This is a genomic window from Herbiconiux sp. (genome assembly GCF_023264855.1).
GTDB lineage: Bacteria > Actinomycetota > Actinomycetes > Actinomycetales > Microbacteriaceae > Herbiconiux.
Window position 1 is genome coordinate 24,842 of the sequence record NZ_JAHFUW010000048.1, and the last position, 11,841, is coordinate 36,682.

The 11,841-nt window shown below is 71.1% G+C and carries 12 protein-coding genes; 6 read left to right on the forward strand and 6 right to left on the reverse strand.

Annotated elements, in window-relative coordinates; all coding sequences use genetic code 11:
* Positions 1 to 97 precede the first annotated feature (97 nt).
* A complete protein-coding gene (locus Q0D75_RS16685; protein ID WP_291055946.1) occupies positions 98 to 1,591 on the forward strand; it encodes a family 1 glycosylhydrolase in 1,494 nt (497 codons plus the stop codon).
* A 29-nt stretch (positions 1,592 to 1,620) separates the two neighbouring features.
* Positions 1,621 to 2,631: a LacI family DNA-binding transcriptional regulator gene (locus Q0D75_RS16690; protein WP_291055975.1), complete on the forward strand. Its 1,011-nt coding sequence runs from the start codon at positions 1,621 to 1,623 to the stop codon at positions 2,629 to 2,631.
* A gap of 156 nt (positions 2,632 to 2,787) precedes the next feature.
* Here Q0D75_RS16690 and Q0D75_RS16695 read toward each other — a convergent pair whose 3' ends face one another.
* Positions 2,788 to 3,063, reverse strand: coding sequence for a helix-turn-helix transcriptional regulator (locus Q0D75_RS16695; RefSeq protein WP_291055978.1), 276 nt, complete (start codon positions 3,061 to 3,063; stop codon positions 2,788 to 2,790).
* A gap of 110 nt (positions 3,064 to 3,173) precedes the next feature.
* Here Q0D75_RS16695 and map point away from each other — a divergent pair, with 110 nt between their 5' ends.
* Positions 3,174 to 3,956, forward strand: a complete 783-nt coding sequence (gene map / locus Q0D75_RS16700) for a type I methionyl aminopeptidase (RefSeq protein WP_291055949.1) — start codon at positions 3,174 to 3,176, stop codon at positions 3,954 to 3,956.
* 122 nt (positions 3,957 to 4,078) lie between these two features.
* Here map and Q0D75_RS16705 read toward each other — a convergent pair whose 3' ends face one another.
* Positions 4,079 to 5,041, reverse strand: a complete 963-nt coding sequence (locus Q0D75_RS16705) for a site-specific DNA-methyltransferase (protein WP_291055952.1) — start codon at positions 5,039 to 5,041, stop codon at positions 4,079 to 4,081.
* A gap of 48 nt (positions 5,042 to 5,089) precedes the next feature.
* Between Q0D75_RS16705 and Q0D75_RS16710 the strand changes: the two genes are divergently transcribed.
* Together Q0D75_RS16710 and Q0D75_RS16715 are read left to right on the forward strand one after the other, a co-directional pair.
* Positions 5,090 to 5,377, forward strand: coding sequence for a GNAT family N-acetyltransferase (locus tag Q0D75_RS16710; RefSeq protein ID WP_291055955.1), 288 nt, complete (start codon positions 5,090 to 5,092; stop codon positions 5,375 to 5,377).
* A 97-nt stretch (positions 5,378 to 5,474) separates the two neighbouring features.
* Positions 5,475 to 6,572: a TIGR03617 family F420-dependent LLM class oxidoreductase gene (locus Q0D75_RS16715; protein WP_291055958.1), complete on the forward strand. Its 1,098-nt coding sequence runs from the start codon at positions 5,475 to 5,477 to the stop codon at positions 6,570 to 6,572.
* A 24-nt stretch (positions 6,573 to 6,596) separates the two neighbouring features.
* Here the strand turns inward: Q0D75_RS16715 and Q0D75_RS16720 are convergent, their stop codons facing one another.
* The 4 genes from Q0D75_RS16720 to Q0D75_RS16735 all read right to left on the reverse strand — a co-directional run bounded on the left by Q0D75_RS16720 (position 6,597) and on the right by Q0D75_RS16735 (position 10,748).
* Positions 6,597 to 7,181 (reverse strand): heme-binding protein, encoded by a 585-nt coding sequence (locus Q0D75_RS16720; RefSeq protein WP_291055961.1) that lies wholly within the window; start codon positions 7,179 to 7,181, stop codon positions 6,597 to 6,599.
* Positions 7,178 to 8,227 (reverse strand): biotin/lipoate A/B protein ligase family protein, encoded by a 1,050-nt coding sequence (locus Q0D75_RS16725; protein WP_291055962.1) that lies wholly within the window; start codon positions 8,225 to 8,227, stop codon positions 7,178 to 7,180. The genes Q0D75_RS16720 and Q0D75_RS16725 overlap by 4 nt, the downstream gene beginning before the upstream one ends.
* Positions 8,228 to 8,289: 62 nt before the next feature.
* The gene (locus Q0D75_RS16730; RefSeq protein WP_291055964.1) at positions 8,290 to 8,985 is read right to left on the reverse strand and encodes a response regulator; all 696 of its coding nucleotides are present in this window, start codon (positions 8,983 to 8,985) and stop codon (positions 8,290 to 8,292) included.
* The gene (locus Q0D75_RS16735; protein ID WP_291055966.1) at positions 8,982 to 10,748 is read right to left on the reverse strand and encodes an ATP-binding protein; all 1,767 of its coding nucleotides are present in this window, start codon (positions 10,746 to 10,748) and stop codon (positions 8,982 to 8,984) included. Before Q0D75_RS16735 ends, Q0D75_RS16730 begins: the two co-directional genes overlap by 4 nt.
* 172 nt (positions 10,749 to 10,920) lie before the next feature.
* Between Q0D75_RS16735 and Q0D75_RS16740 the strand changes: the two genes are divergently transcribed.
* Positions 10,921 to 11,841, forward strand: a 921-nt coding sequence (locus Q0D75_RS16740) for a citrate:proton symporter (RefSeq protein WP_291055969.1), incomplete at its 3' end; no start/stop codon positions are given.

The window sequence follows — 11,841 nt, forward strand, 5'->3', positions numbered from 1 at the left end:
GAAGTTCTGTTACGACCGCGGATGCCCGGTACTCTGGGAGAGAGCGCTCTCAGACCCATCGGGAGCCCGAGCACCCTGCGAAGGAGCAGTGCACACCATGACCACGTCTTTCCCACCCGGATTCCTCTGGGGTTCGGCCACGGCCGCCGCCCAGATCGAAGGAGCCGCCTTCGACGACGGCAAGAAGGCCTCCGTCTGGGACACCTTCGCCCGCGTCCCCGGCGCCGTGCTGAACGGCGACACGCTCGACGTGGCCGTCGACCACTACCACCGGATGCCCGAAGACGTGGCGCTGATGAAGCAGCTGGGTCTGCACTCCTACCGCTTCTCCACGAGCTGGGCGCGCATCCGCCCGGATGACGCCTCCACCAACCAGGCCGGTCTCGACTTCTACTCCCGCCTGGTCGACGAGCTGCTCGGCGCCGGCGTGCTGCCCTGGCTCACGCTCTACCACTGGGACCTCCCGCAGGCTCTCGAAGACGAGGGCGGCTGGGCGAACCGCGACACCGCCTACCGCTTCCGCGACTACGCCGAGGTCGTCTACGAGGCGCTCGGCGACCGCGTGCAGCACTGGACCACCTTCAACGAGCCGTTCTGCTCGTCGCTTCTGGGCTACGGATCGGGCGTGCACGCTCCCGGCCGACAGGAACCCGCCGCCGCGGTCGCCGCGGTGCACCACCAGCACCTCGCGCACGGCCTGGCCGTGTCGCGGCTGCGCGAACTCGGCGCGCCGAACCTCGGTATCACGCTGAACCTCACCAACGCGGTGCCGCAGAATCCCTCCGACCCGGTCGACGTGGAGGCCGCGCGCCGGATCGACGCCCTGAACAACCGCATCTTCCTCGACCCGCTGCTGCGCGGGGAGTACCCGGCCGACATCCGCCGCGACCTCGCCGAGTGGGGGCTCGACGAGGTGAGCGAGACCGGCCTCGTGCGGCCGGGCGACCTCGAGATCATCGCGCAGCCGCTGGAGTTCCTCGGCGTCAACCACTACCACGACGACCAGGTGAGCGGTCATCCGCTGGCTGCCCCCGTCGATCCGTCGATCGTGCCCGCCGACCCGCACGCGGTCGCCGGCGGGCGCAGCGTGAGCTCGCCGTTCGTGGGCTCGGAGTACGTCACGTTCCCGCTGCGCGGCCTGCCGCTCACCGGCATGGGCTGGGAGGTGCACCCGGCCGGCCTCCGTACGCTGCTCGTGCGCCTCGGCCGCGAGTACCCGACGCTGCCGCCGCTGTACGTCACCGAGAACGGCGCGGCCTACGACGACGAGGTGTCGCCCGATGGCGCCATCCATGACGCCGCGCGCACGCAGTACATCCTCGACCACATCCAGGCGGTGTCGGATGCGATCGCCGACGGCGCCGACGTGCGCGGCTACTTCGTGTGGTCGCTGCTGGACAACTTCGAATGGGCCTGGGGCTACGGCAAGCGCTTCGGCATCGTGCGGGTCGACTACGACACGCTCGTGCGCACGCCCAAGGACAGCGCGCTGGCCTACGCGGACGTGATCGCGGCATCGGACGCGGCCGCTTCGTCGTCGGGTGCGGCGGGCCGTTCGTCAGCCGCCGGTGCACCCGGCTCGCTATCCTGAGCCTCGTGTACCGCAACCCGACCCTGGAGATGGTGGCCGCCGAGGCCGGAGTCTCGCGCGCCACCGTCTCGCGGGTGGTGAACGGCTCCACCAGCGTCAACCCCGAGGTGATCACGGTGGTGAACGCAGCCGTGGCACGCCTGAACTACGTGCCGAACCGGGTGGCGCGCTCGCTCGCGAGCCGGCGCACCGACGTGATCGCGCTGATCGTGCCGGAGTCGACCTCGACGGTGTTCGCCGACCCGTTCTTCGCGCCGGTGGTGCGCGGGGTGGCCCGGGCGCTGTCCGACACGAACTACACGCTGAACCTCCTGATCGCGTCGGAGGCCCGGCCCGAGAAGACCCGGCGCTATCTGCAGGGCGGCAACGTCGACGGTGCGCTCGTGGTCTCGCATCACGCCGAAGACCATTCGTATGTCGGGCTGGGCGACTCGCTGCCGATCGTCTTCGGCGGCCGGCCGCTGCATCCGGAGCTCTCGGACGCCTACTACGTCGACGTCGACAACCGCGCGAGCGCTCGCCTCGCCACCGATCATCTGATCGGCCTGGGACGTCGGCGCATCGCCACCATCGCGGGGCGGCAGGACATGCCGGCCGGCATCGACCGCCTCGCCGGCTGGCGGGAGTCGGTGGCCGCGGCCGGAGGCGATCCCTCGCTGGTCGAGTACGGCGACTTCTCGCAATCCTCGGGTGCCGAGGCGATGGCCCGGTTGCTGATGCGAACGGATGCCGCATCCCCGGATGCCGCGGCCTCCGGCGATCCGATCGACGCCGTGTTCGTGGCGAACGACCAGATGGCGGCGGGAGCGATCCAGGTGCTGCACGCCCACGGGCTCTCGGTGCCGAGCGATGTGGCGGTGGTCGGCTACGACGACGACACCTTCGCCAGCACGCTCACCCCGCCGTTGACGACCGTGAACCAGCCCTCCGCCGACCTCGGAGCGAGCATGGCCGAGCTGCTGGTGCGGCTGATCGCCGGCCAGGAGGCGCCCCGCCGCACGATCATCCCGACGACGCTCGTGGTGCGCGCTTCGGCGTAGCCGCTACGCGGCGGCGGCGGTTCACTCCAGCGAGTCTCAGACCGACCTCGGCCACTATGAGCGAGCTCGCGCCGAGACTCGCTGGAGTGAACCGAGCGGCAGCGCTCCGGCTCGGCCTGCACTGTGTGGTGAGGTGCGATGCGGCAGCGCCTCGGATCAGGCGCTGGCCACCTGCGCCTGAGACTGCGGCATCGGCTGCACCGCAGCCCAGACCGCGTCGAGTGAGAGGCCGAGCACCTCGGCGATCGCCGCGATCGTGGAGAAGGCGGGGGTCGCGACGCGACCCGACTCGATCTTGCGCAGGGTTTCGGGCGAGATTCCCGCGGCGAGCGCCGTCTCGAGCATCGAGCGCTCGCCCCTGGCCTGGCGCAGAAGCGCGCCGAGGCGCCTGCCGCGCTCGAGTTCGGCGGGCGTGAGGGAGAGGCGCACCATCATGCTCCCGATTCTAATACCGGGATAGGAATACCAGTTAGAGCGTGAGCCCGGCTAGGCTGAGTGGGATAGTTATTGGGTCGCGGGAGCGCGGCCCGGGAAAGGCCCGCATGATCGAGATCCTCACGCCCGCCGAACTGCCCCGCGCCCGAGCGGCCGGAGCGCTGGTCGCGACGATCCTGCAGACGCTCCAGGGCCGTACCGCCGTCGGCACGAACCTGCTCGAGATCGACCGCTGGGCCTCCGAGATGATCGCCGAGGCGGGAGGGGTCTCCTGCTACGTCGACTACGCGCCCTCCTTCGGACGCGGCCCGTTCGGCCACTACATCTGCACGGCCGTCAACGACGCGGTGCTGCACGGGATGCCGCACGACTACGCGCTGCGCGACGGCGACCTGCTGACGCTCGACCTCGCGGTCTCGCTCGACGGCCTCGCCGCCGACTCGGCGATCAGCTTTCTGGTGGGCGCCTCCCGGCCTGCCGAGAGCGTCGCCCTGATCGCCGCCACCGAGCGTGCCCTCGCCGCCGGCATCGCCGCGGCCGGCCCCGGGGCCCGCATCGGTGACCTCTCGTACGCCATCGGCACCGTGCTGAGCGAGGCCGGCTACCCGATCAACCTCGAGTTCGGCGGCCACGGCATCGGCTCGACCATGCACCAGGATCCGCACGTCTCGAACGACGGCCGCCCCGGCCGCGGCTACCGCTTGCGGCCGGGCCTGTTGCTCGCCCTCGAGCCCTGGGTGATGATCGGCACGGATCGCCTGGTCACCGACGCCGACGGCTGGACCCTGCGCAGCGCCACCGGCAGCCGCACCGCCCACAGCGAGCACACGATCGCGATCACGGAGGACGGCGCCGAGATCCTCACGCTGGCCCCGGGCGCCTCCGCCTGATCCGGTCACGTTCGTCGCCGCTGTTGCCGACCCCCTCAGCATCCCGGTTCACTCCAGCGAGTCTCAGATCAACCTCGGCCACTATGCACGAGCTCACGCTCAGACTCGCTGGAGTGAACCCGCTAGGCGAAGGTCGCGCCGGGCAGGCGGCGACGGATGACGTCGATCGCCGCGGGGTTCTGGTCGACGAGCACGTAGTTGCGGCCGAGCGCCGCGGCGACGGCGCCCGCGGTGCCGCTGCCGGCGAAGAAGTCGAGCACCCAGTCGCCCTCGCGCGACGACGCCTGCACGATCCGCCGCAGGATGCCCTCGGGCTTCTGCGTGGGGTAGCCGGTCTTCTCCCGGCCGGTCGGCGACACGATCGTGTGCCACCAGACATCCGTCGGCAGCTTGCCGAGCGCGGCCCGCTCGGGCGTCACGAGCCCGGGCGCCATGTACGGCTCGCGATCGACGGTCGTCGAGTCGAAGTAATACGCCGCCGGGTTCTTCACGTACACCAGGATCGTGTCGTGCTTGGTGGGCCAGTGCTTCTTCGACTTCGCGCCGTAGTCGTAGGCCCAGATGATCTCGTTGAGAAAACTGTCGCGGCCGAACAGGGCGTCGAGCAGCACTTTCGCGTAGTGCGCCTCGCGGTAATCCAGGTGCAGATAGAGGGTGCCGTCGTCGGCGAGCAGGCGCCAGGCCTCCACGATCCGGGGCTCCAGGAACGACCAGTAGTCGTCGAAGCGGTCGTCGTACTGCAGCAGGTCGCCCTTGATGCGGTCGTACTGGCGACCCTTGAACCCGGTGACGCGGCCCGGCGTGACGACCGGCGCATCCTGGGTCGTCGCCGCATCCGGCGCCGTCGTCGTACCCACGGTCCCGCCCACGGCGGCCTCGGCCGGCTCCGCGACCGGAGTGCGCACCGCCGTCGTCGATCGCCGGCTCTGCGTGCGCCCGGTGTTGAACGGCGGGTCGAGGTAGATCACCGTGAACGTGCCGTCGGCGAACGTCGGCAGCACCTCGAGGTTGTCGGCGTGGAACACCAGTCCCTCGCTGCGGGCCTCGTCGCCGAACCGCGCGAGCGGGGACGGCGGATGGGGCATCCTGCCATTGTGGCAGTTCGCGGGAACCGGGCGTACGCTCAGCACACCATGAGCACCGAGATCCGCAACGAGGCCGAGAACAGCCGGTACACCATCAGCGTCGACGGTGAGGTGGCCGGGTTCGCCGACTACCGCATCGAGGGCGGCACGATCGTGTTCATCCGCACCGAGGTCGACCCCTCCAAGCGCGAAGGCGGACTGGCCGGCCGGCTCGTGCAGTACGCACTCGACGACGTGCGCACGAGCGGCACCCTCGCCGTCGTGCCCCAGTGCAGCTACGTCGCCCACTTCATCGACACCCACCCCGACTACCAGGAGCTCGTCGACCGCGGCTGAGCACTCCCACATCGCCGGCCACGCACGAGCGGATCTCGCTGTCGGTACCGCACAGCCCCGACGACACGGCGCATCCGCCCGTGATGGGATGGATGCCATGCCCACCGACGCGCACCTCCCGAATGCTCCGACGCCCGACACGACGGATGCCACCACCTCCGCCGCAGCCGCCCCCTTCGCCCTCGACGCCGGCGGCGACATCGCGAGCACTCCGCTGCAGGTCGAGGCGGCGGCCGTGCAGGCGGAGGCGAGCGGCTTCGACGGGGTGTTCGCCACCGAGACGAGCCACGATCCCTTCGTCGCCCTCGCCCTGGCCGCCCGCGCCACTTCGCGCGTGCAGCTCTCGAGCGCGATCGCGGTGGCGTTCGCGCGCAACCCGATGAACACGGCGATGCTCGCCGACGACCTCCAGCTCGTCTCGGGCGGCCGCTTCGCGCTGGGGCTCGGTTCGCAGATCAAGCCGCACATCGAGCGCCGCTTCAGCATGCCCTGGTCGCACCCGGCCAAGCGGATGCGCGAGTACGTCGAGGCGCTGAGGGCCATCTGGGCGAGCTGGGAGACGGGCGAGCGCCTGAACTTCCGCGGCGAGTTCTACTCGCACACCCTGATGTCGCCGATGTTCAGCCCCGGACCCAACCCGCACGGCACCCCGCGCATCCTGCTCGCCGGCGTGGGCGAACTGATGACCGAGACGGCCGGCGCCGTGGCCGACGGCTTCCTCAGCCACAGCTTCACCACCCGCCGCTACCTCGACGAAGTGAGCATCCCTGCGCTGCGTCGTGGGCGGGCATCCGCCGGCCGACCCCTCGACGGCAGCGACGACGTCGAGATCAGCCTCCCCGCTTTCGTGGCGATCGGGTCGACGGATGCGGAACTCGCCACCGCGATCCGCGCCGTCAAGAAGCAGATCGCCTTCTACGGTTCGACGCCGGCGTACCGCGGAGTGCTCGAGCTGCACGGCTGGGACGGCCTGCACGAGACCCTGCACGCCGGCTCGGTGCGCGGCGAGTGGGACGCGATGGCCGACGCCGTCTCCGACGAGGTGCTGGCCGAGTTCGCCGTGGTCGGCACCCCCGCCGAGGTCGCGGAAGGCCTCCGCGCCCGCTTCGGCGGTGTCGTCTCGCGTCTCTCCTTCAGCGCTCCCTACCCGGTCGCCCCCGAGGTCTGGGCCGACCTCGTTCGCCTGCTCCGCTGACCCGCCGCCGAAGCCTCAGGCGCCTCAGGAAGTGCGGGCCGCCAGGTAGGCGCTGACCGCGTCGGAGGCCGTCTGGTGGTCGACGACGTCAGGCTCGCCCGAGGTTGTGATCGTGCCGGCGAGGGCGCCGGCGACGAAGATCGGGATCGAGCCGCCGTGCGCCCGCACGAAGGAGTGGTCGATGCCGCGGTCGTCGACCTGCTCGAACGGAGTGCCCGCCTCCTCGTGGCGCAGGCGCACCAGCAGCGACGGCACCGCGAACATCCGGGCGGCGGCCGCCTTGCCGGCCAGCCAGGGGTCGTTGCCCGGGCCGGTCGAGCCGAGCTTCGCCCGGAACACGAGGTCGAGGCCGTCGGTGGGTGACGAACCGGCGGCGCCGACGGATGCTGCGGCGGCGGCATCCGGGTCGTCGATCAGCACCACGTCCACCGCGAGATTCAGCCCGCGCTCACGAATGAGGGCGGCCGCGATCGTGCCGAGCTCGTAGGCGTCTTCCTTCGTGAACGACGGCACGTCGAACGGCGCCACGGCGTCGAGCTCGGCGACCGTGTAGATGGGCAGCTCGGCCGGACGCGATCCGGCAGCATCCGCGGCGTGGGCCCCGCTCACGGCACGCGGCCGATCCACTCGGGGGTGCTGAATTTGGTGCGCACCAGCTCCTCGGCCTTGGCGCGCTCGTCGGCGGTGATCTCGCCGTCCGTCGCCCCGTAGAGGCCCGTGAACGTGCCGATCAGGCGGTCGATGATCTCAGCGCGCGGCAGGCCGGTCTGGCTGCGCAGCGGATCGACGCGCTTGGCAGCCGACTTGGTGCCCTTGTCGCTCATCTTCTCGCGTCCGATGCGCAGCACCTGCACCATCTTCTCGCCGTCCATGTCGTAGCTGAGGGTGGCGTGGTGCATGACCGCGCCGTTGCCGAGCCGCTTCTGGGCGGCCCCGCCGATCTTGCCCTTGGCCGAGGTGATGTCGTTCAGCGGCTGGTAGAACGCGTCGATGCCGAGCGACTTGAGGGCGACGATCACCCATTCGTCGAGGAAGGCGTAGGAGTCGGCGAACGACATGCCCTGCACCAGGGCGGCCGGGGCGTAGATCGAATAGGTGATGACGGAGTTGGCGTCCATGAACATGGCACCGCCTCCGGAGATGCGCCGTACGATCTCGAAGCCGTACTTCGCCGCATTCTCGGGGTCGACCTCGTTCTTCACCGACTGGAAGCTGCCGATCACGACGGCGGGCTCGTTCCACTCCCAGATGCGCAGGGTGGGCTTGCGCCGCCCTTCGCCCACCTCGATGGCGAGCACCTCGTCGAGCGCGAGCTGCATCTGCGGTGTCTCGGCGCCGGAGTGGATGAGCTGCCACTCGTAGGCGTCCCAGCCGGTGGCGGCGGCGAGCGCCCGCCGCACGGCGACGGCGACGGCTTCGGGGCTGAAGCCGAGCAGCACGGCGTCGGCCGGCAGTGCGGCGCGCACGGCGGCGGCGATCGTGGCCGCGTCGCTGCCCACCGGCAGCCCGTTCACGGCCGCGTCGATCAGCGGCAGCGCGTCATCCGGCTCGAGGAAGAAGTCGCCGGCCAGCCGGAACTGCGCGATCCGCCCGTCGACCTCGTCGAGATCGACCACCACGAGCTTGCCGCCGGGCACCTTGTATTCACCGTGCATGTCAGTCCTCCTTGGACACGCCCCAGCCTACTTCGGGCACGGTGGGCCAGTGAGGCGGCGCTCTACTTCGGAGCGGCGGGGGTGGCGGGGCCGGCGGGGCGGTAGCGGTGCTCGGGGCGGCCTGTGGCGCCGTACTGCAGCTCGATCGCGAGCTGGCCCTCCTGGGCGAGAGAGGAGAGGTAGCGCTGGGCCGTGGCGCGGGAGATGCCGACCCGCTCGGCCACGGCGGGGGCCGCGAGGGCGTCGACGGATGCGGCGAGCGCCTCGAGCACGGCCGTCTCGGTGGGGGAACGGCGGGCCGACGACTCCCGCGCCGCCGAGCCGTGCAGAGCGCGGCGGGCGCGCTCGATGACGTCTTGGCTCAGCTCGGGGGCCGCGTCGAGCAGGTTGCGGTAGCGCGCGTAGGCGTGCAGCAGTTCGGCCAGCCGTTCGTCGGCGAAGGGTTTCACCAGGTAGCCGAAGGCGCCGCGCTGGAAGGCCCGGCGCACGGCCGCCGAGGTGACGGCGGCGCTCAGCACGATCGCATCGACGTCGTAGGCGCGCACGAGGTCGAGGCCGCTGCCGTCGGGGAGGTAGATGTCGGCGAGCAGCAGGTCGGGCCGCTCGGCGTCGATCAGCGAGCGCGCCTCGGCGACCGTGCCGGCGGATCCGACGACGGAGAAGCCCTCGACACCGTCCACGATCCGGGTGTGCAGGCGGGCCACGTGGAAGTCGTCGTCGACCACCACCACGCGAAACCGCTCCGGGCCGGCGCTCACGAGCCGTCCTCCGGCTCGAACTGATCCTCGAGGCGCGCGCAGAACACGGCGCCGTGAGCGCGGTCGCCCGTGGTGGGCCCGGCCATCGCGAGCCAGAGCTCGCCGCCGTGCCTGCGCGCGACCTCGGCCGAGAGACGCAGGCCGATCCCGTGGCCGTGCTCCGTCTCCAATGCCGGCGCCGTCCCGGCCGAGGATCCGCGCCCGTCCTCGTATTCGGTACCGGTGCCAGCCCCGGCCCCCGCCCCGGCCGCAGATCCCGGCGAGCGCCTCGCGAACGGATCCCCCACCACCCCGTCCCCCGAGTCCATCACCGAGAGGTGCAGCTCGTCGCCGTGCCGCAACGCCTCGACCTCCACCCACCGCGGCACCCGCGCAGAGGCGGCCGCCGCCCGGATGCCGTTGTCGACCAGGTTGCCGAGCACGGTCGTCACGTCCTCCGGATGCTGCAGCGAGCCGACCACCTCGGCGTCCGGGCCGATCCGCAGCACCACCCCGCGTCGCTCGGCCTCCATCGCCTTCGCTCCGAGGAACGCCTGCAGATACGGCTCCCGGATGAGTCCCGCCCCCTCCAGAGGGAACCGCACCGGACCGTGCTCGCCGATCTCGGCCAGATAGCGCAGCGCCTCCTCGCCGTCGCCCGCCCGCACCAACCCGGTCACCACGTGGATGCGGTTCGCGAACTCGTGCCGCTGTTCGCGCAGGGCACTGGCGAGGGTGCCCACGGCCGTCAACCTCCGGGAGAGGTTCTCGACGTCGGTGACGTCGCGCACGATCACCACCCTCCCGAGCAGCCGCCCGTCGCGCCGCACCTCGTGCACGTCGACGTACAGCAGCCGGCTGCCGACGACCAGGGGCTCGGATGCGCCGCCCGCCGTGCCCGAGGCGCTCCGGATGCGCTCCCGCACCCCGGCATCCGGGATCGCCTGCTCCACACCCCGGCCCACGGCAGCCGCCGGCCCGAGCCCCAGCAGCTCGGCCGCCCGCTCGTTGCACACCGTCACGACGCCGTCGATCGAGAGCCCGAGCACCCCGTCGTCGACGCCCTGCAGCACGGCCTGCTGATCGTGCACGAGCTCGAGCAGCTCCTCGGGCTCGAGGCCCAGCGTCTTCGTGCGCAAGCGGCGCGTGATGAACGCGGCGAGCACCGCGCCCACGCCGAGCGCGAAGGCGGTCGACAGCGCCACCGGAACGGCATCCGACAAGACGGTCGACCACACCTCGGCGGGAGGCAGGCCTACGCTCACCTCGCCGACCACGCGCGAGGGATCCGAGGCTCCGTAGATCGGCACCTTGGCCCGCGCGGAGTCGCCGAGCGTGCCGTGCTCCCAGCTGACGACCTCCTCGCCGCGGAGCGCCGCATCCGGGCTCGTCGACACCGGGTCGCCGATCTCGTCGGCATTCGGATGCGCGAGCCGGCGCCCCGTGTCATCGGTCACGACCACGAACAGCGCCCCGGTGCGCTCCTGCACCTCGAGCGCGTAGTCGTCGAGGTCGGAGTCGACCAGCTGCGCGTCGGTGGAGGGCACCGCGCGATCCGACTCGGTCTCGGCCGCCGCGCGCACCCGCGGCGTCTCGGCCACGGTCTGCGCCACCCGGAGGGCCGACTCCTGGGTCTGCTGCACCAGCCGGTTGAAGCCCGTCACCGCGAACAGCACGAGCGTGATCACCGACACCAGGATCATCGCCGCCACGATCCAGCGGTTGATCTGGCGGGTGAAGAGCGCACGGCGGGGCCGCGCCGCCACCCGTCGCTCCATCGCCATGCCCGAATGCTACCCACGCCCTCCGACGCCCGGTGAGCAGAATGCGCAGAACGGGTTCAACGCGCGATTCGCTCGCAATGCGCAGTAGCGCGCGAGCATCCGTCCGCCCTTCCTACGCTGTCCGGAACGCCGGCCCACCCGCCGACGCCGGAAGAAGACGAAGGAGTCTCGGATGCTGGTTCTACTCGGGTTCGGAATGGTCGCCACCTTCATGGTGCTGATCATGACCAAACGGATGACGCCCGTGCTCGCGCTGATCATCGTGCCGACCATCTTCGGCCTCTTCGCCGGTGCAGGGCTCGGCATCGGCGACATGGCGATGGAGGCGATCGGAGGCCTCGCGCCCACGGCCGCGCTGCTGATGTTCGCCATCATCTACTTCGGTCTGATGATCGACGTCGGCCTCTTCGACCCGCTGGTGCGCATCATCCTGCGCGTGGTCGGTCACGACCCCGTGAAGGTGGTGGTGGGCACGGCCCTGCTCGCGGCGGTCATCTCGCTCGACGGCGACGGATCCACCACGTTCATCGTGGTGACCAGCGCGATGCTGCCGATCTACCTGCGTCTGGGGCTCAGTCCGGTGGTACTCACGGTCGTGGCGGGCCTCGCGAACGGCACCATGAACATCCTGCCCTGGGGCGGCCCGACGGCCCGCGCCGCCGCCGCACTCGACCTCTCGCCGAGCGAGGTGTTCGTGCCGATGATCCCGTCGATGGCCGTGGGTCTCGCCATCATCTTCGTGTTCGCGTGGCACCTGGGGCTCATGGAACGCAAGAGATTGGGCACGATCGACCTGCCCGACGAGGCGGCTGAGTCGACGTCGACGGATGCTCGGGGTGGCTTCTTCCTGCGCCGGGCAGGCAACGGATCGGCGACCGCGAACGCCTCGGGAGCGTCGTCATCCGGCGCATCCGGAACCGGCCGGGGCCGCCTCTCCACCGATGTGGCCCGCATCTCGACGAGCTCGCTGCGGGCGATCGTGAACCCCGCCGACACCGCGATGGCCGACACCATGCTCGACCCCCAGCGCCCCACGCTCCGCCCGAAGCTGTTCTGGTTCAACCTCGTGCTCACGGTCGCCGTGATGGTGCTG

Bases quoted from the DNA above. Each gene is read 5' to 3' on its own strand.
- map (WP_291055949.1), top strand. From the start codon at position 3,174: ATGATCGAGATCCTCACGCCCGCCGAACTGCCCCGCGCCCGAGCGGCC.
- Q0D75_RS16685 (WP_291055946.1), top strand. From the start codon at position 98: ATGACCACGTCTTTCCCACCCGGATTCCTCTGGGGTTCGGCCACGGCC.
- Q0D75_RS16735 (WP_291055966.1), bottom strand. From the start codon at position 10,748: ATGGCGATGGAGCGACGGGTGGCGGCGCGGCCCCGCCGTGCGCTCTTC.
- Q0D75_RS16695 (WP_291055978.1), bottom strand. From the start codon at position 3,063: ATGGTGCGCCTCTCCCTCACGCCCGCCGAACTCGAGCGCGGCAGGCGC.
- Q0D75_RS16690 (WP_291055975.1), top strand. From the start codon at position 1,621: ATGGTGGCCGCCGAGGCCGGAGTCTCGCGCGCCACCGTCTCGCGGGTG.
- Q0D75_RS16710 (WP_291055955.1), top strand. From the start codon at position 5,090: ATGAGCACCGAGATCCGCAACGAGGCCGAGAACAGCCGGTACACCATC.
- Q0D75_RS16725 (WP_291055962.1), bottom strand. From the start codon at position 8,227: ATGCACGGTGAATACAAGGTGCCCGGCGGCAAGCTCGTGGTGGTCGAT.
- Q0D75_RS16705 (WP_291055952.1), bottom strand. From the start codon at position 5,041: ATGCCCCATCCGCCGTCCCCGCTCGCGCGGTTCGGCGACGAGGCCCGC.
- Q0D75_RS16715 (WP_291055958.1), top strand. From the start codon at position 5,475: ATGCCCACCGACGCGCACCTCCCGAATGCTCCGACGCCCGACACGACG.